Annotated in this window: 9 protein-coding genes, 6 tRNA genes and 2 rRNA genes; 13 read left to right on the forward strand and 4 right to left on the reverse strand. The window is 36.9% G+C overall.

The window, feature by feature from the left end; genetic code table 11:
* The first annotated feature begins 185 nt into the window (after nucleotides 1-185).
* The 12 genes from SOJ_RS05060 to glmM all read left to right on the forward strand — a co-directional run bounded on the left by SOJ_RS05060 (nucleotide 186) and on the right by glmM (nucleotide 8,270).
* Nucleotides 186-3,112, forward strand: a 23S ribosomal RNA gene (locus SOJ_RS05060).
* A gap of 82 nt (nucleotides 3,113-3,194) precedes the next feature.
* Nucleotides 3,195-3,309: ribosomal RNA gene (gene rrf / locus SOJ_RS05065) — 5S ribosomal RNA — on the forward strand.
* An 11-nt stretch (nucleotides 3,310-3,320) separates the two neighbouring features.
* Nucleotides 3,321-3,395 (forward strand) — tRNA-Asn (locus SOJ_RS05070).
* Nucleotides 3,396-3,398: 3 nt separating this feature from the next.
* A tRNA-Glu gene (locus SOJ_RS05075) sits at nucleotides 3,399-3,470 on the forward strand.
* Between the two features lie 8 nt (nucleotides 3,471-3,478).
* A tRNA-Val gene (locus SOJ_RS05080) sits at nucleotides 3,479-3,554 on the forward strand.
* A gap of 16 nt (nucleotides 3,555-3,570) precedes the next feature.
* Nucleotides 3,571-3,654 (forward strand) — tRNA-Tyr (locus SOJ_RS05085).
* Nucleotides 3,655-3,658: 4 nt separating this feature from the next.
* Nucleotides 3,659-3,733 (forward strand) — tRNA-Gln (locus tag SOJ_RS05090).
* A 4-nt stretch (nucleotides 3,734-3,737) separates the two neighbouring features.
* Nucleotides 3,738-3,810: transfer RNA gene (locus tag SOJ_RS05095), tRNA-Lys, on the forward strand.
* A 291-nt stretch (nucleotides 3,811-4,101) separates the two neighbouring features.
* Nucleotides 4,102-5,007, forward strand: a complete 906-nt coding sequence (rocF, locus tag SOJ_RS05100) for an arginase (protein WP_002507017.1) — start codon at nucleotides 4,102-4,104, stop codon at nucleotides 5,005-5,007.
* Nucleotides 5,008-5,144: 137 nt separating this feature from the next.
* Nucleotides 5,145-5,951 carry a diadenylate cyclase CdaA gene (cdaA, locus tag SOJ_RS05105; protein ID WP_002507018.1) on the forward strand — a complete coding sequence of 269 codons (807 nt, stop codon included), beginning with the start codon at nucleotides 5,145-5,147 and terminating at the stop codon, nucleotides 5,949-5,951.
* A 1-nt stretch (nucleotide 5,952) separates the two neighbouring features.
* Nucleotides 5,953-6,885, forward strand: coding sequence for a CdaR family protein (locus SOJ_RS05110; protein WP_002507019.1), 933 nt, complete (start codon nucleotides 5,953-5,955; stop codon nucleotides 6,883-6,885).
* A 29-nt stretch (nucleotides 6,886-6,914) separates the two neighbouring features.
* Nucleotides 6,915-8,270, forward strand: coding sequence for a phosphoglucosamine mutase (gene glmM / locus SOJ_RS05115; protein WP_002507020.1), 1,356 nt, complete (start codon nucleotides 6,915-6,917; stop codon nucleotides 8,268-8,270).
* Between the two features lie 95 nt (nucleotides 8,271-8,365).
* Here glmM and SOJ_RS05120 read toward each other — a convergent pair whose 3' ends face one another.
* The 4 genes from SOJ_RS05120 to SOJ_RS05135 are packed head-to-tail and all read right to left on the reverse strand — an operon-like array spanning nucleotide 8,366 to nucleotide 13,524.
* A complete protein-coding gene (locus tag SOJ_RS05120) occupies nucleotides 8,366-9,469 on the reverse strand; it encodes a mannitol-1-phosphate 5-dehydrogenase (protein ID WP_002507021.1) in 1,104 nt (367 codons plus the stop codon).
* Nucleotides 9,469-9,903 (reverse strand): PTS sugar transporter subunit IIA, encoded by a 435-nt coding sequence (locus tag SOJ_RS05125; protein WP_002507022.1) that lies wholly within the window; start codon nucleotides 9,901-9,903, stop codon nucleotides 9,469-9,471. Before SOJ_RS05125 ends, SOJ_RS05120 begins: the two co-directional genes overlap by 1 nt.
* 5 nt (nucleotides 9,904-9,908) lie before the next feature.
* A complete protein-coding gene (locus SOJ_RS05130; protein WP_002507023.1) occupies nucleotides 9,909-11,939 on the reverse strand; it encodes a BglG family transcription antiterminator in 2,031 nt (676 codons plus the stop codon).
* Nucleotides 11,940-11,976: 37 nt separating this feature from the next.
* Nucleotides 11,977-13,524, reverse strand: a complete 1,548-nt coding sequence (locus tag SOJ_RS05135) for a PTS mannitol transporter subunit IICB (RefSeq protein WP_002507024.1) — start codon at nucleotides 13,522-13,524, stop codon at nucleotides 11,977-11,979.
* Nucleotides 13,525-14,188: 664 nt separating this feature from the next.
* Here SOJ_RS05135 and glmS point away from each other — a divergent pair.
* Nucleotides 14,189-15,994 carry a glutamine--fructose-6-phosphate transaminase (isomerizing) gene (gene glmS / locus SOJ_RS05140; protein ID WP_002507025.1) on the forward strand — a complete coding sequence of 602 codons (1,806 nt, stop codon included), beginning with the start codon at nucleotides 14,189-14,191 and terminating at the stop codon, nucleotides 15,992-15,994.
* Nucleotides 15,995-16,259 lie beyond the last annotated feature (265 nt).

A 16,259-nucleotide genomic window follows, 5' to 3' on the forward strand; every position in this document is an offset into this window, starting at 1 on the left:
TTTTGTACATTGAAAACTAGATATGTAAGTAAAATTTATGATTTTACCAAGCAAAACCGAGTGAATTAGAGTTTTAAAAAGCTTGAATTCAAAAAATAGAAATAATCGCTAGTGTTCGAAAGAACACTCACAGATTAATAACATTTTAGGTTTTCAACCGATTTTATCGTGTTGAAGGTCGAAAAGATTAAGTTATTAAGGGCGCACGGTGGATGCCTTGGCACTAGAAGCCTACGAAGGACGTTACTAACGACGATATGCTTTGGGGAGCTGTAAGTAAGCTTTGATCCAGAGATTTCCGAATGGGGAAACCCAACACGAGTTATGTCGTGTTATCGATATGTGAATACATAGCATATCTGAAGGCAGACGCGGGGAACTGAAACATCTTAGTACCCGCAGGAAGAGAAAGAAAAATCGATTCCCTGAGTAGCGGCGAGCGAAACGGGAAGAGCCCAAACCAACGAGCTTGCTTGTTGGGGTTGTAGGACACTCTATACGGAGTTACAAAAGAACAAATTAGACGAATCATCTGGAAAGATGAATCAAAGAAGGTAATAATCCTGTAGTCGAAAGTTTGTTCACTCTTGAGTGGATCCTGAGTACGACGGAACACGAGAAATTCCGTCGGAATCCGGGAGGACCATCTCCCAAGGCTAAATACTCTCTAGTGACCGATAGTGAACCAGTACCGTGAGGGAAAGGTGAAAAGTACCCCGGAAGGGGAGTGAAATAGAACTTGAAACCGTGTGCTTACAAGTAGTCAGAGCCCGTTAATGGGTGATGGCGTGCCTTTTGTAGAATGAACCGGCGAGTTACGATTTGATGCAAGGTTAAGCAGTTAATGTGGAGCCGTAGCGAAAGCGAGTCTGAATAGGGCGTTGAGTATTTGGTCGTAGACCCGAAACCAGGTGATCTACCCATGACCAGGCTGAAGTTCAGGTAACACTGAATGGAGGGCCGAACCGACTTACGTTGAAAAGTGAGCGGATGAGTTGTGGGTAGCGGAGAAATTCCAATCGAACCTGGAGATAGCTGGTTCTCTCCGAAATAGCTTTAGGGCTAGCCTTAAGTAATGATTATTGGAGGTAGAGCACTGTTTGGACGAGGGGCCCTTATCGGGTTACCGAATTCAGACAAACTCCGAATGCCAATCAATTTTATCTTAGGAGTTAGAACGCGGGTGATAAGGTCCGTGTTCGAAAGGGAAACAGCCCAGACCACCAGCTAAGGTCCCAAAATATATGTTAAGTGGAAAAGGATGTGGCGTTGCCCAGACAACTAGTATGTTGGCTTAGAAGCAGCCATCATTTAAAGAGTGCGTAATAGCTCACTAGTCGAGTGACACTGCGCCGAAAATGTACCGGGGCTAAACATATTACCGAAGCTGTGGATTGTCCGTAAGGACAGTGGTAGGAGAGCGTTCTAAGGGCGTTGAAGCATGATCGCAAGGACATGTGGAGCGCTTAGAAGTGAGAATGCCGGTGTGAGTAGCGAAAGACGGGTGAGAATCCCGTCCACCGATTGACTAAGGTTTCCAGAGGAAGGCTCGTCCGCTCTGGGTTAGTCGGGTCCTAAGCTGAGGCCGATAGGCGTAGGCGATGGATAACAGGTTGATATTCCTGTACCACCAAATTTCGTTTTAAGCGATGGGGGGACGCAGTAGGATAGGCGAAGCGTACTATTGGATTGTACGTCCAAGCAATGAGACTGAGTGTTAGGCAAATCCGGCACTCTTAAGGTCAAGTTGTGATGGGGAGAGGAAATTGTTTCCTCGAGTCGTTGATTTCACACTGCCAAGAAAAGCCTCTAGCTAGAATTTTGGTGCCCGTACCGCAAACCGACACAGGTAGTCAAGATGAGAATTCTAAGGTGAGCGAGCGAACTCTCGTTAAGGAACTCGGCAAAATGACCCCGTAACTTCGGGAGAAGGGGTGCTCTTTAGGGTTAACGCCCAGGAGAGCCGCAGTGAATAGGCCCAAGCGACTGTTTATCAAAAACACAGGTCTCTGCTAAACCGTAAGGTGATGTATAGGGGCTGACGCCTGCCCGGTGCTGGAAGGTTAAGAGGAGTGGTTAGCTTCGGCGAAGCTACGAATCGAAGCCCCAGTAAACGGCGGCCGTAACTATAACGGTCCTAAGGTAGCGAAATTCCTTGTCGGGTAAGTTCCGACCCGCACGAAAGGCGTAACGATTTGGGCACTGTCTCAACGAGAGACTCGGTGAAATCATAGTACCTGTGAAGATGCAGGTTACCCGCGACAGGACGGAAAGACCCCGTGGAGCTTTACTGTAGTCTGATATTGAAATTCGGTACAACTTGTACAGGATAGGTAGGAGCCTTTGAAACGTGAGCGCCAGCTTACGTCGAGGCGTTGGTGGGATACTACCCTTGCTGTGTTGGATTTCTAACCCGCACCATTTATCATGGTGGGAGACAGTGTCAGATGGACAGTTTGACTGGGGCGGTCGCCTCCTAAAGAGTAACGGAGGCGCTCAAAGGTTTCCTCAGAATGGTTGGAAATCATTCATAGAGTGTAAAGGCATAAGGAAGCTTGACTGCGAGACTTACAAGTCGAGCAGGGTCGAAAGACGGACTTAGTGATCCGGTGGTTCCGCATGGAAGGGCCATCGCTCAACGGATAAAAGCTACCCCGGGGATAACCAGGCTTATCTCCCCCAAGAGTTCACATCGACGGGGAGGTTTGGCACCTCGATGTCGGCTCATCGCATCCTGGGGCTGTAGTCGGTCCCAAGGGTTGGGCTGTTCGCCCATTAAAGCGGTACGCGAGCTGGGTTCAGAAACGTCGTGAGGACAGTTCGGTCCCTATCCGTCGTGGGCGCAGGAAATTTGAGAGGAGCTGTCCTTAGTACGAGAGGACCGGGATGGACATACCTCTGGTGTACCAGTTGTCGTGCCAACGGCATCGCTGGGTAGCTATGTATGGACGGGATAAGTGCTGAAAGCATCTAAGCATGAAGCCCCCCTCAAGATGAGATTTCCCAACTTCGGTTATAAGATCCCTCAAAGATGATGAGGTTAATAGGTTCGAGGTGGAAGCATAGCGATATGTGGAGCTGACGAATACTAATCGATCGAAGACTTAATCAAATTTAAAAAGTGTTTTGTTTGGCATTATCAAATTTTACTTACTATCTAGTTTTGAATGTATAATTTTTTATACAGTTCATTGTCTGGTGACAATGGCAAGGAGGTCACACCTGTTCCCATGCCGAACACAGTAGTTAAGCTCCTTAGCGCCGATGGTAGTCGGACTTACGTTCCGCAAGAGTAGGACGTTGCCAGGCAATTTCATTATTCCACAGTAGCTCAGTGGTAGAGCTATCGGCTGTTAACCGATCGGTCGTAGGTTCGAGTCCTACCTGTGGAGCCATATGGCCCCGTGGTCAAGCGGTTAAGACACCGCCCTTTCACGGCGGTAACACGGGTTCGAGTCCCGTCGGGGTCATACATATTGGAGGATTAGCTCAGCTGGGAGAGCATCTGCCTTACAAGCAGAGGGTCGGCGGTTCGAACCCGTCATCCTCCACCATTTTTAATTTAATAGCGGAGGGGTAGCGAAGTGGCTAAACGCGGCGGACTGTAAATCCGCTCCTTCGGGTTCGGCAGTTCGAATCTGCCCCCCTCCACCATTAATGGGCTATAGCCAAGCGGTAAGGCAACGGACTTTGACTCCGTCACTCGTTGGTTCGAATCCAGCTAGCCCAGCCATTTAGAGCCATTAGCTCAGTTGGTAGAGCATCTGACTTTTAATCAGAGGGTCAGTGGTTCGAGCCCACTATGGCTCACTCTATAGCATTTCTCTTATGAGAAATGCTTTTTTTGTGTTGAAAATTAAAATTACTAAAAAATTTTAAATGATAATATAATAAAGAAAATTCAAAATAATTTATATACATTTTTATGATTAGAATAGTATGTAAAAGCTAATATAAGGCCTTTTTATGAATTATAAATCATTATACTGGTTTTATATGTAAAATGTCGATTTTATAAAAAAATTATGATATTACATTAACTTGAAACATAAAGCGCTTTCGATTATTCTAGTAACAGATGAAAGCAAAGGGGTTTTTAACATGAATAAAAAAATAGAAATAATTGGAGCACCATCAACATATGGTCAAAGGAAATTAGGGGTTAACTTTGGTCCAGATGCTATACGATATGCAGGTATTGTTGATCGTATTAGAGCGATAGGTTTATCCGTTGAAGATTCTGGTAATATTGAAGTACCAGCAATCGATTTAGATAAGTTTAATTCAGAGCAAGAGGGCTTACGAAATTTAGATGAAATTATTACTGTTTCTAACAACTTAAGTGAAGCTGTATCGAATAGTATTGAGAAAAATAACTTCCCATTAATTCTTGGAGGAGATCATTCCATTGCTATAGGTTCAATATCTGGCGTAAGTAAACACTATGATAATTTAGGCGTTATTTGGTATGATGCACATGGGGATTTGAATGTACCTGAAGAATCACCATCAGGGAATATACATGGGATGCCATTACGTGTGCTTGCTGGAGACGGGGATGATCGTTTAGTTAACATTTCAAATTATACACCTAAAGTAAAGCCAGAAAATATCGTTCTTATAGGAATGAGAGACTTAGACGATGGCGAGCGCCGTTACATAAAAGAAAATAATATTAAAACTTATACTATGGCGGAAGTTGATCGATATGGTATTAAACAAGTAATGGATGAAACTATAGAGTATCTAGAAGCTAAAACAGACGGTATACACTTATCATTAGATGTCGATGCGTTGGATCCTGTTGAAACACCAGGAACAGGCACTAGAGTCTTAGGTGGTTTGACATATAGAGAAAGTCATTTTGCGTTAGAGTTATTACATAACTCAAAGTGTGTAACTTCTATGGATATAGTTGAAGTTAATCCATTAATAGATCACACCAATGATACAGCTAAACAAGCTGTTGGTTTAGTAGGTAGTTTCTTTGGAGAAACGCTTCTATAATTAGTAATGAAACTGATGTGGATTAAATCTATATCAGTTTTTTTAATTTTTACAATAAAATTAAATACTAAATATGACAGTTGGCTTTATGATTGGTATAATATATATCATGGGAACAGATAACCGGAGGAGATGTTATGGATTTATCCAACTTTTTTGATGACTGGAGTACAGTGAAAATAATTGCAAGTGTACTCGATTTGCTCATAGTATGGTATGTACTTTATCTTCTCATTACAGTTTTTAAAGGTACCAAAGCCATTCAACTATTAAAGGGAATTGTCGTAATAGTTATTGGTCAACAAGTGAGTAAAATGTTAAATTTAACAGCCACAGCCAAATTGTTTGATTTAGTTATTCAATGGGGTGTGTTAGCTTTAATCGTAATATTCCAACCAGAAATTAGACGCGCATTAGAACAACTTGGTCGTGGAAGTCTATTTAAACGCTATTCAACTAATTTAAATAGTGATGAAGGAAAACTTATATCCTCTGTATCCAAAGCAGTGCAGTATATGGCAAAACGACGTATTGGTGCATTGATTGTTTTTGAAAATGAAACAGGGTTACAAGATTATATCGAAACTGGTATTGCCATGAACTCGGAAATATCACAAGAACTTTTAACAAACGTGTTCGTGCCTAACACACCTTTACATGACGGTGCGATGATCATACAGGAAAACAAAATTGCAAGTGCTGCAAGTTATTTACCATTATCAGATAGTGCCAAGATTGCTAAAAGCTTAGGTACAAGACATAGAGCAGCAGTTGGTATTTCTGAAGTGTCTGATGCTTTTACAGTTATTGTCTCTGAAGAAACAGGGTCAATTTCCGTTACATTTGATGGTAAATTAAGAAAAGATATTTCTAACGAAGCTTTTGAAGAATTATTGGCTGAACATTGGTTTGGCACACACTTTAACAAGAAAGGTGTGAAATAATATGCTAGAAAGTAAGTGGGGATTAAGGTTAATAGCACTTGTATTAGCGTTAATATTTTTCTTATCAGTTAATAATATGTTTGGCAATATTTTTAATGCTGATAACTTAGGACAGAAATCTTCAGAAACAATTGAAGATGTACCAGTTCAAGTGAAGTATGACAACACATCATTGTATGCTAGTGAAGTTCCAAATAAAGTAGATGTAGAAATATCCGGACCACAATCACAAGTACTAAAGGCTGAAAATGGTGAAAGTATTAAAGCCGTATTAGACTTGAGTGAAGAAAAAGCAGGTAAGCATACTACACAATTCCAAGTGAATGGGTTAAATAAAGATATTGATTATAATGTGAAACCGAAAGAAACAACCATAAATCTGGAAGAGAAAGTAAGTAAAACATTAAAAGTAGAACCAGATGTAAGTAATAATGATTTGGATCCGGAATATAAAGTGAGTGAACAGAGCGTGTCACCAGAAACTGTTAAAGTGACTGGCGGTAAAAATCAAATTGATAAAATTGCTTATTTAAAAGCAACATATAAAAATAAAAGTAAAATTTCTAAAGACACAACAGATGTTGCACAAATTACTGCATTTGATAGAAACTTAAATAAAATTGATGTGATGGTTCAACCAAATGAAGTCAATCTAAGTGTGAAAGTAGAAGACTATAGTAAAAAAGTGAAAGTAAAAACTAAAACAGTAGGCTCATTATCAAACGGTCGTGAAGTAGATAATATCGAATTAGATAATGAGGAAGTTGAAATTTATGGTAATAAAGAAGATCTAGAAGATATTGATGAAATTACAGCCAATATTGATTTGGATGATGTGGCAGGTTCTACTGAAAAAGATATTACGTTTGAAGTACCTGATAAGGTTACTAAAGTAAGTCCTAAAGATACAACTGCAACAATTACAGTCAAATAGATTTTTTTAAAATAAAGGAGATATATATAATGGCAAAATATTTTGGAACAGACGGCGTAAGGGGCGTAGCTAATAAAGAACTTACCCCTGAACTTGCATTTAAATTAGGACGCTACGGTGGTTACGTATTAGCACATAATGAAGGGGAAAAGCACCCTAAAGTACTCGTTGGTAGAGATACGCGTGTTTCTGGAGAAATGTTAGAATCTGCTTTAATTGCTGGACTTATTTCAATTGGTGCAGAGGTAATGCGTTTAGGTGTTATATCAACGCCCGGAGTTGCTTATTTAACTCGTGCAATGGAAGCTGATTTAGGCGTCATGATTTCTGCTTCTCATAATCCAGTTCCAGATAATGGTATCAAATTCTTTGGTTCAGACGGTTTTAAATTGTCAGATGACCAAGAACAAGAAATAGAAACTCTTTTAGATCAAGATAATCCTGACTTACCTAGACCAATTGGAGAAGATATCGTTCATTACTCTGACTATTTTGAAGGTAGTCAAAAATATATCAGTTATTTAAAATCAACAGTAGATGTAAATCTAGACGGCATGAAAATTGGCTTAGATGGAGCGAATGGTTCTACTTCATCATTAGCGCCATTTTTATTCGGAGATTTAGAAGCAGATACTGTGACAGTTGGATGTAATCCAGATGGTTATAATATAAATAAAGAAGTTGGTTCAACACATCCTGAAACATTAGCTAAGGAAGTTGTAGAATCTGAATGTGACTTTGGACTTGCTTTTGATGGTGATGGAGATAGACTTATCGCTATTGATGAAAATGGAGAAATCGTTGATGGTGATCAGATTATGTTTATTATCGGGCAAGCGATGTCTAAGAATCGTGAGCTTAATAACAATATGATTGTTTCAACAGTGATGAGTAATTTAGGATTTTATAAAGCTTTAGAAAATGAAGGTATTCAATCAAACAAAACTAAAGTTGGAGACCGTTATGTTGTTGAAGAAATGAGAAGAGGCAATTATAATTTAGGTGGCGAACAGTCGGGTCATATCGTTCTTATGGATTATAATACGACAGGTGACGGATTATTAACAGGTGTACAATTAGCAAGTATTATTAAAATGACTGGTAAAAGTCTAAGTCAACTTGCAGGCCAAATGAAAAAATATCCTCAATCATTAGTCAATGTACGAGTTACAGATAAATATCGTGTAGAAGAAAATATTGATGTTCAAGAAGTAATGACAAGAGTAGAAGTAGAAATGAACGGGGAAGGTCGTATATTAGTAAGACCTTCAGGTACTGAACCACTTGTTCGTGTAATGGTTGAAGCTTCAACTGATGAAGATGCACAACGTTTCGCGCAAACAATTGCAGACGTGGTACAAGATAAAATGGGATTAGACGAATAAACAAATTCCATTTTTGATAAAATAAAAAAACTGGGAACAAGGTTAAAACACTTGTTCCCAGTTTTTTATTACTATTTGACAGCAATTTTAAAATATTATAGTACGTTATATGCTTGAACAATTTCTTTAGTTAATTGTTCATCGATTTTAGCATAATTTTTTAAGAATGCTTCAACGCTGTTGGATTTAATATAATCATTTTTCTCTACTGTTTCGGGATCGTTAGAGTCATCATATTTTAACAACAATGCAGCTGCTTTAACTAAACCGTCATGCGCTAAATTATTTTGATATAAATAATTTAATGGCTTAATGATACGATCTTGAGGTCCTATTTTACGAATTGTGCCACGACCGACACGTGTAACTTCGTCCGATAAGTTAGGATTTTTAAAACGACCTATAATTTTTTCAACATACTGTGCTTGTTCATTTTCTGTAAAATCAAATTGACTTGTAATATACTGGCTAGTTTCTTTAAGCACTTTATCTAAATCATGTTTAATATTCTCATCATTAATAGCATCTAATACTGTAGGTTGATTAAAGTATCGACCTGCATAAGCTAGGTAAGCATGACCAGTATTCACAGTTAGTAGTTTTCTTTCAATATATGGTGTTAAGTTATCTACATATTTAATGTGATTTAATTCTGGGCCGAACCAATTATCTTTTTCTATAACCCACTCATAAAATGGTTCAACCACGACATCTAAAATATTTTCATTCTTTTGCATTGGCACGATTCTATCGACTGCTGAATTAGCAAAATGGATATGGTCATCTAAAGGACCAGTTATATCTAGAATCGCTTTTTTCAAAGTGTTCGTAGCCATAATAGCATTTTCACATGCCACAATATTTACAGGTGTTTCTTTTTCTTTTAAATAGGGCGCAAATGATTTAGCAATAATTGGTAAGATATTAACACCAACTGCAGTGGTAATTAAGTCTGCTTCTAATACTGCTTCTTTCAAACTTTCAGAAAGAGAACCTGAATCAATTGCATCAACGTTATGCACGCGTGTTGTTGTTTGAGCTTCATCAGCTAAAATGACATCATATTCTTGTTTTTCATCTAAAGCATTGATAATATCAGCGTTCACATCTGCAAATGTTACTTTAACGTCATTATCAGCTAAGATGTAACCGATAAAACCTCTGCCTATGTTACCTGCACCAAAGTGTAATGCTTTCATTATGCGTCAGCCTCCTCAAAGACCTGTTTAATTTCTTCTGCAGATGAAGCTTTAACAATACGCTCAACATTTTCTTCTTCACTAAACGTAATTGCAATTTTAGAAAGTAAATCTAAATGTTCACCGTCTTTACCTGCAATTCCGACAACGACTTTAACTTCTTCACCGTCCCAATCGACACCTTCAGGGATTTGAATTAATGTTAATCCTGATTTTAAGACACTTGTTTTAGCTTCGTCAGTACCATGTGGAATTGATAAGCCGTTACCCATGAAAGTCGTAACAACTTGTTCACGGTCTTTCATTGCTTGAATATATGCTTCTGTCACGGCACCACTTGAAACTAAGGCTTGTCCCGCTTTTTCGATTGCTTCGTTTTGGTCTTTCATTGATTGGTTAATAAAAATGTTTTCGTTACTGAATAATTCGCTCATTTTCTTCACTCCAAGTTTAATAGATTTTGTAATTGTATAAGATAACTCTGTTTTAAAATATCTAACAATTGTTCTGGATGTTGCATAAATTCATCAATATTGTCTAAATGTTCAACCATTTTTCCTGATATGTCACTGACAAGTTGTGACATCGTATCATCATGCGGTACAAACATATTTAATAAATAATTTACTGATAAATCGTCATTTTGATTATTTTTAAGCATGATAGGCTCATTTAAAATCGTAATTAAAATAAAAGGCTTTTGAATTATTTGATTCTTTAAATGAGGTATGGCTATCGGATATGGTTCCAAGACAAATCCTTGAGTGTCCATATGATGCTTAATGAGTTCAGCGAATGACTGACCATCTGTAATAATTTGGTGAGATAATAATGTTTCAGTTAAATAGTTAGTCCAATTAGAAACGCTTATATAATCAATATATACTGAATCAATAAGTTCTAAACCTTTTCTGATATAAGATAGTTTAGCTTCAGGATCTGGTATATTTTGATGTGTATAATCTAATGTGTCGCTTGGTTGTACGTCTTTTTGCATGTTTAGAAATGCAGCAACATGATTAATATCTGAATCAGGCAGTAATGGATTTACAGTGATATAAGGTGTTGTAATATCTAAATCTACGGTCGTGATAATCGCATCAAATTGTGTTGAATCTAATTCATTTAAATCTCCAACAGAAGCTTGTGTCGTTTTTTGAATCTCACTGAATGTTTGCTGTAATCGTGTAGCTAGTAAGCGACTTGTGCCAATACCGCTACTACAAACAACTAAGACGCTATAAAATGGACTTCCTTGATTTTGAATAGCGCCACCAAAATGCAACACAATAAATGCAATTTCACTATCTGGAAAATTAAAATCTGGCCAAATATGTGATAAACCTCGATGTACACTTTCAAAAAGTCTAGGGTATTTATGTTTAATCATTTCTGTTAATGGATTATATGTCTCAATATTTGCGTTCAATCGATTAATTGCAGGAATAAGGTGCAATTTCAAACCTTCACTCAGTGTATCCCAATCTTTAAAGTCTTGTTGTGAATATTTAGCAACAAAGTGAATAAGTTGATCGATACGAGCTTCATCCTTATTATCTTTAAACACTTCAACGGATTCCTTACGTTTCGCACCACGCAAATGAATAGTAATAAAGGTTACTTCTGCTTGATTGAACTGCACGCCATAAATATGTTCTAAATGTAAGGCGAGTGCAGCAGCTACTTTGTGTTCAAATGAATCTTTAACATTATTATAGATATCATTATTTAGCGCAACGTATTCACCATTAAGCATGCGATCGATACTTAATACAATATGCACAGTCAATGTGAGGTAACTAGATTCAGTCAATGAATAGGGGAGTTGATCTAAATGATCCATAAGTATGCGTTCTACTTGGAAAATTTTATCCATATCTACCATCGCCAGTTGAGATTGGTTAATGGATTGATAGACAAAATGATTTTCAATTACTGAATAGACACTCGTACTATTTAAATTATTGACCATAAGTTGACTTAATAATTCACGTTTTTTTGATTCAGCGCCACTTAAATGAATACCTTCGCCGCGTTTTTTCTGTAATTTTAATTGATATTGATCAAGTTCAATGTCTAATTCATCCAAAAGTTTGGTTAACGTCTGTGTAGATACACCAATTTCATGTGCTAAGCCATATTGCTTGATAGGTTCTTTAGCTTGAATCAAAGCATATAAAATAATAACTTTTTGTTCTTCTTGAGATAAATCGATTGTATTTTGTTGTGACAGTACATTTTTCAGTGAGGTCACTGCATGCTCATCTGCATCGAGTTGTATTCCTTTTTTAGTCACACGTTCTAATTTAATATTAAACGTATTTATGAATGACTCAATGGATTTTAACTCTCTATGAATAGTACGAGAGGATACAGCTAGATGTTGAGCAATGTCATAAATCGTGACATATTGACCGTGATACTTAATTAACATTTCGATAATTTCTTTTTCACGTGTACTCAAAAACATAGTCATACCCTCCAGTATTATTCTATATAATTTTTAATTAATTTTCGTCTTGCTTAAGATTTTCAAGTAATTCATCATATCTAGGTGAATTTAAGAAATTGTCTACTGAAATATGAATTGCATTAGGTGCTTGTTTAATTGCTCTATCGGTAAGTTTTTTCTGTGTAATAACAAGTTGTGCATCCTCAGTTAATTGATTGATTGCGGTATTTGAAACATCCACATCTTGGATACCTGCTTTTTTAAATTTATTACGTAACATACTTGCTCCCATAGCACTTGAGCCCATACCAGCATCACAAGCGAATATAGCATGGTTTACTTTACTATAATCATGCGCATGTACATTTTCTGTATCATAATTATCTAATAAGTCTTCTTCAGATTGTGCTTCACTACTTTCAGTATCTGAAGATGTAGCTGCAGCACCAGTCGTTCCAACAGTATTATTATCTTTATTCCCTGTTAGTTTAGAAGATACACTTGATTTTTTACCTTTAGTAGATTCCATTTTTTCTGTTGCAGCTTCTAAATCTTCATCAGGTTCTTTTGTGAACTTCAAGATGATGGCAGCAACGATGAATGAAACTAAGGCTGCGAGTACTACACCGATAAGCATGTGTAAAAATTCACCCTTAGGCGCGTTCAGAACATAAACGATAAAGGAGCCAGGTGAAGCTGGGCTCTTGAATCCAAAGTCAAATAGTGAATAAGTAGCAACGCCTGTCATACCTCCTAAAATTACAGCTACGAATAGTAACGGACGCATTAATACGTAAGGGAAGTAAATTTCATGAATACCACCTAAGAAGTGGATAATACCAGCACCGTAAGATGTTGCTCTTGCAGTTCCAGTACCAAAAATCATATAAGCAACTAAAATACCTAAACCAGGTCCAGGGTTAGATTCAATTGTATATAAAATGGATTGACCAGCAGAAGCTGCCTGATCGGCACCAAGAGGCGTAAACACGCCATGGTTGATTGCATTATTTAAGAATACGATTTTTGCAGGTTCTACTATAATACTTACTAATGGAAGTAAATGAGCATGTACTAACGTTTCAACTGCTAATGAAAGGATGTACATAATGAATTCCATAATTGGTGCTAAAAGTTTGAAACCTAGGATAGTCATTATAAAACCTAAAATACCAGCAGAGAAGTTATTGAATAACATTTCAAAGCCTTGTGGTGTTCTCGGTTGAATAAATTCGTCAGTTTTTTTCATTAACCAACCAACGAGAGGTCCCATAATCATTGCACCAAGTAACATTGGTGTATCTGGTAAAGCAACGATAACCCCCATTGTTGCTACAGCAGCAATAATACCGCCACGCATTTCATGAATTAAACGTCCACCACTATAAGCAATAAGTAATGGAATCAAGTATGAAATCATTGGTCCAGATAATTCACTTAACTCTTTATTTGGCCACCAACCACCATCAATGAAAATAGCAGCGATAAAACCCCATGCGATAAATGCACCAATGTTTGGCATGATCATACTACTAAGAAACGAGCCAAATGCCTGGACTTTGCGCCCAATACCTTTGTTTTCTTTAGTCTCTGTTTGTGACATAAATTGCACCTCTTTTTCTCTTTTTATTTATAAGTTCATTGTATGGCTGTTTACATTAATAAACAACTTAAAGTAATTTCAATTTTGTCATAGAGTTTTTGACAACTTTACGACAGTTATCTAATATAAAAAAGAAAGAAAATTACGTAGTGTGACAACATATAAATAAAATTTTAAGTGGTTGTAAAAATAATGTTAATAAATGATTTGCAATAAACATTGTTTACATTGTACAATAAGAATTATTGAGGGAAAGGAGGACAGTTAAATCGTTTAGTTCAATTATAGCGCCTGTGCAAGTGAAGTGATAAATGTTAAATATTTAAGGTTTATAACAGAAATCTTAATAGACATGATATCAGTACTTGTAGACGAGGAGGATAGTTATCGAACCATCGGCGGATGCTATCCCGGATGTGGCTCATTCGTGAACTTATTAAGGAAAACATTAGGGCAACCTAGTGCACAAAGTTAATAAGATAGCCAAAAATAAAATAAAAATAATATTATAAGGTGTATGGGACTAATATGCCTATCTTAGACATGGATTCGCTTTTAAATAAACAAAGGCACCAGTCCGTCTATGATGGCTTATAAGCAATTGAACAGGTTCGTACACGCTGAACGTTCGTTGCCCATCGCCATTACATTGGAGGAAAATTAAATGTGTGGAATTGTTGGATATATTGGGCATGATAATGCCAAAGAATTGTTATTAAAAGGTTTAGAAAAATTAGAATACAGAGGTTATGACTCTGCCGGTGTTGCAGTAGTGAATGACAAAGGTAATTCAGTATTTAAATCTAAAGGACGCATTGCTGAGCTTAGAAAAGTTGCAGGTAGTGATGATACTGATGGTAATGTAGGTATCGGACATACACGTTGGGCGACACATGGTGTGCCGAATCATGAAAACTCACATCCGCATCAATCAACATCAGAACGATTTACACTTGTGCATAACGGTGTAATTGAAAATTATGAAGAACTTAAAAACGCATACTTAAAAGATGTTTCATTTATCTCAGAAACAGATACAGAAGTGATTGTACAATTAGTAGAATATTTCTCAAATACAGGCCTTGCCACTGAAGCTTCATTTACAAAAGTAGTTTCTTTATTAGAGGGTTCTTACGCACTTGGTTTAATCGATAGTGAAGATAAAGATAAAATTTATGTAGCTAAAAATAAATCACCATTATTAATTGGCGTAGGCGATGATTTCAATGTGATTGCATCTGATGCAATGGCTATGTTACAAGTTACGAACCAATATAAAGAAATTCACGATCATGAAATTGTTATCGTTAAACGTGATGAAGTTATTATTAAAGATCAAGATGGCACTGTTCAAGAAAGAGAAGCTTATACAGCACAAATTGATGCAGCTGATACTGAAAAAGGTGTTTATGACCACTACATGCTAAAAGAAATTCATGAACAACCAGCAGTAATGCGTCGTATTATTCAAGAATACCAAGATGAAGAAGGTAACTTGAAAATGGATGAAGACATTATCAAAGATGTTGCAGCAGCGGATCGTATTTATATTATTGCTGCAGGTACAAGTTATCATGCAGGTTTAGTAGGTAAAGAATTTATCGAAAAGTGGGCTGGTATTCCTACTGAAGTTCATGTTTCTTCAGAATTTGTGTATAACACGCCATTACTTTCTGAAAAACCATTATTTATTTATATTTCACAATCGGGTGAAACAGCAGACAGTCGTGCGGTATTAGTTGAAATGAACAGATTAGGTCACAAATCGTTAACGGTTACGAATGTTGCAGGATCAACGTTATCACGTGAATCTAACCATACATTACTATTACATGCAGGCCCGGAAATAGCTGTTGCTTCAACAAAAGCATACACAGCGCAAATTGCAGTACTTTCTATTTTTGCAAAAATCGTAGCGAGAGAACGTGGTAAAGAAGTAGATGTAAGTTTATTACGTGAACTAGCTAAGGTAACAACTGCAATCGAAGCGATTGTAGATGACGCTGATGTTATGGAACAAATTGCAACAGATTTCTTAAGAACTACTCGTAATGCATTCTTTATCGGTCGTACAGTAGACTATAATGTGAGTCTAGAAGGTGCTTTAAAACTTAAAGAGATTTCATATATCCAAGCAGAAGGATTTGCTGGTGGAGAGTTAAAACATGGTACGATTGCGTTAATTGAAGAAGGCACACCTGTGATTGCATTAGCAACACAAGAAAAAGTTAACTTATCAATCCGCGGTAATGTGAAAGAAGTTGCAGCGCGTGGTGCAAACCCATGTATCATTTCAATGGACGGTCTAAACAAAGAAGGCGATACTTACGTAATTCCAAAAGTACATGAACTATTAACACCATTAGTTTCTGTAGTAACGATGCAACTCATTTCTTATTACGCATCACTACACAGAGATTTAGACGTAGACAAACCACGTAACTTAGCAAAATCAGTTACAGTAGAATAAATAAAGATTAAATTATAACTTATTGTTTATATAACAAAAGGCTGAATCCATTAATGATTCAGCCTTTTTATTATGTATTAAATTTAGTGAAATACATTGATTTTACTAAAAAAAATTAGGCATAAAATAATTATAAACAATTGTTGCATAACTAAAACAAAAGTAATGTTATTCCTGTATAATAGGAAATAAATAATATCATACAAAAATACATAAAAAGTTGTAAGTACTATAATGTCCGAGATTATAATTTTGAGGGTTTTGA

Origin of the sequence: Staphylococcus sp. OJ82, assembly GCF_000294465.1 — a bacterium.
In the GTDB taxonomy this organism is placed as follows: Bacteria; Bacillota; Bacilli; order Staphylococcales; family Staphylococcaceae; genus Staphylococcus; species Staphylococcus equorum.

Excerpts from the sequence above, each read along its gene's own strand:
- rocF (WP_002507017.1), top strand. The coding sequence starts at position 4,102 with ATGAATAAAAAAATAGAAATAATTGGAGCACCATCAACATATGGTCAA.
- cdaA (WP_002507018.1), top strand. The coding sequence starts at position 5,145 with ATGGATTTATCCAACTTTTTTGATGACTGGAGTACAGTGAAAATAATT.
- SOJ_RS05110 (WP_002507019.1), top strand. The coding sequence starts at position 5,953 with ATGCTAGAAAGTAAGTGGGGATTAAGGTTAATAGCACTTGTATTAGCG.
- glmM (WP_002507020.1), top strand. The coding sequence starts at position 6,915 with ATGGCAAAATATTTTGGAACAGACGGCGTAAGGGGCGTAGCTAATAAA.
- SOJ_RS05120 (WP_002507021.1), bottom strand. The coding sequence starts at position 9,469 with ATGAAAGCATTACACTTTGGTGCAGGTAACATAGGCAGAGGTTTTATC.
- SOJ_RS05125 (WP_002507022.1), bottom strand. The coding sequence starts at position 9,903 with ATGAGCGAATTATTCAGTAACGAAAACATTTTTATTAACCAATCAATG.
- SOJ_RS05130 (WP_002507023.1), bottom strand. The coding sequence starts at position 11,939 with ATGTTTTTGAGTACACGTGAAAAAGAAATTATCGAAATGTTAATTAAG.
- SOJ_RS05135 (WP_002507024.1), bottom strand. The coding sequence starts at position 13,524 with ATGTCACAAACAGAGACTAAAGAAAACAAAGGTATTGGGCGCAAAGTC.
- glmS (WP_002507025.1), top strand. The coding sequence starts at position 14,189 with ATGTGTGGAATTGTTGGATATATTGGGCATGATAATGCCAAAGAATTG.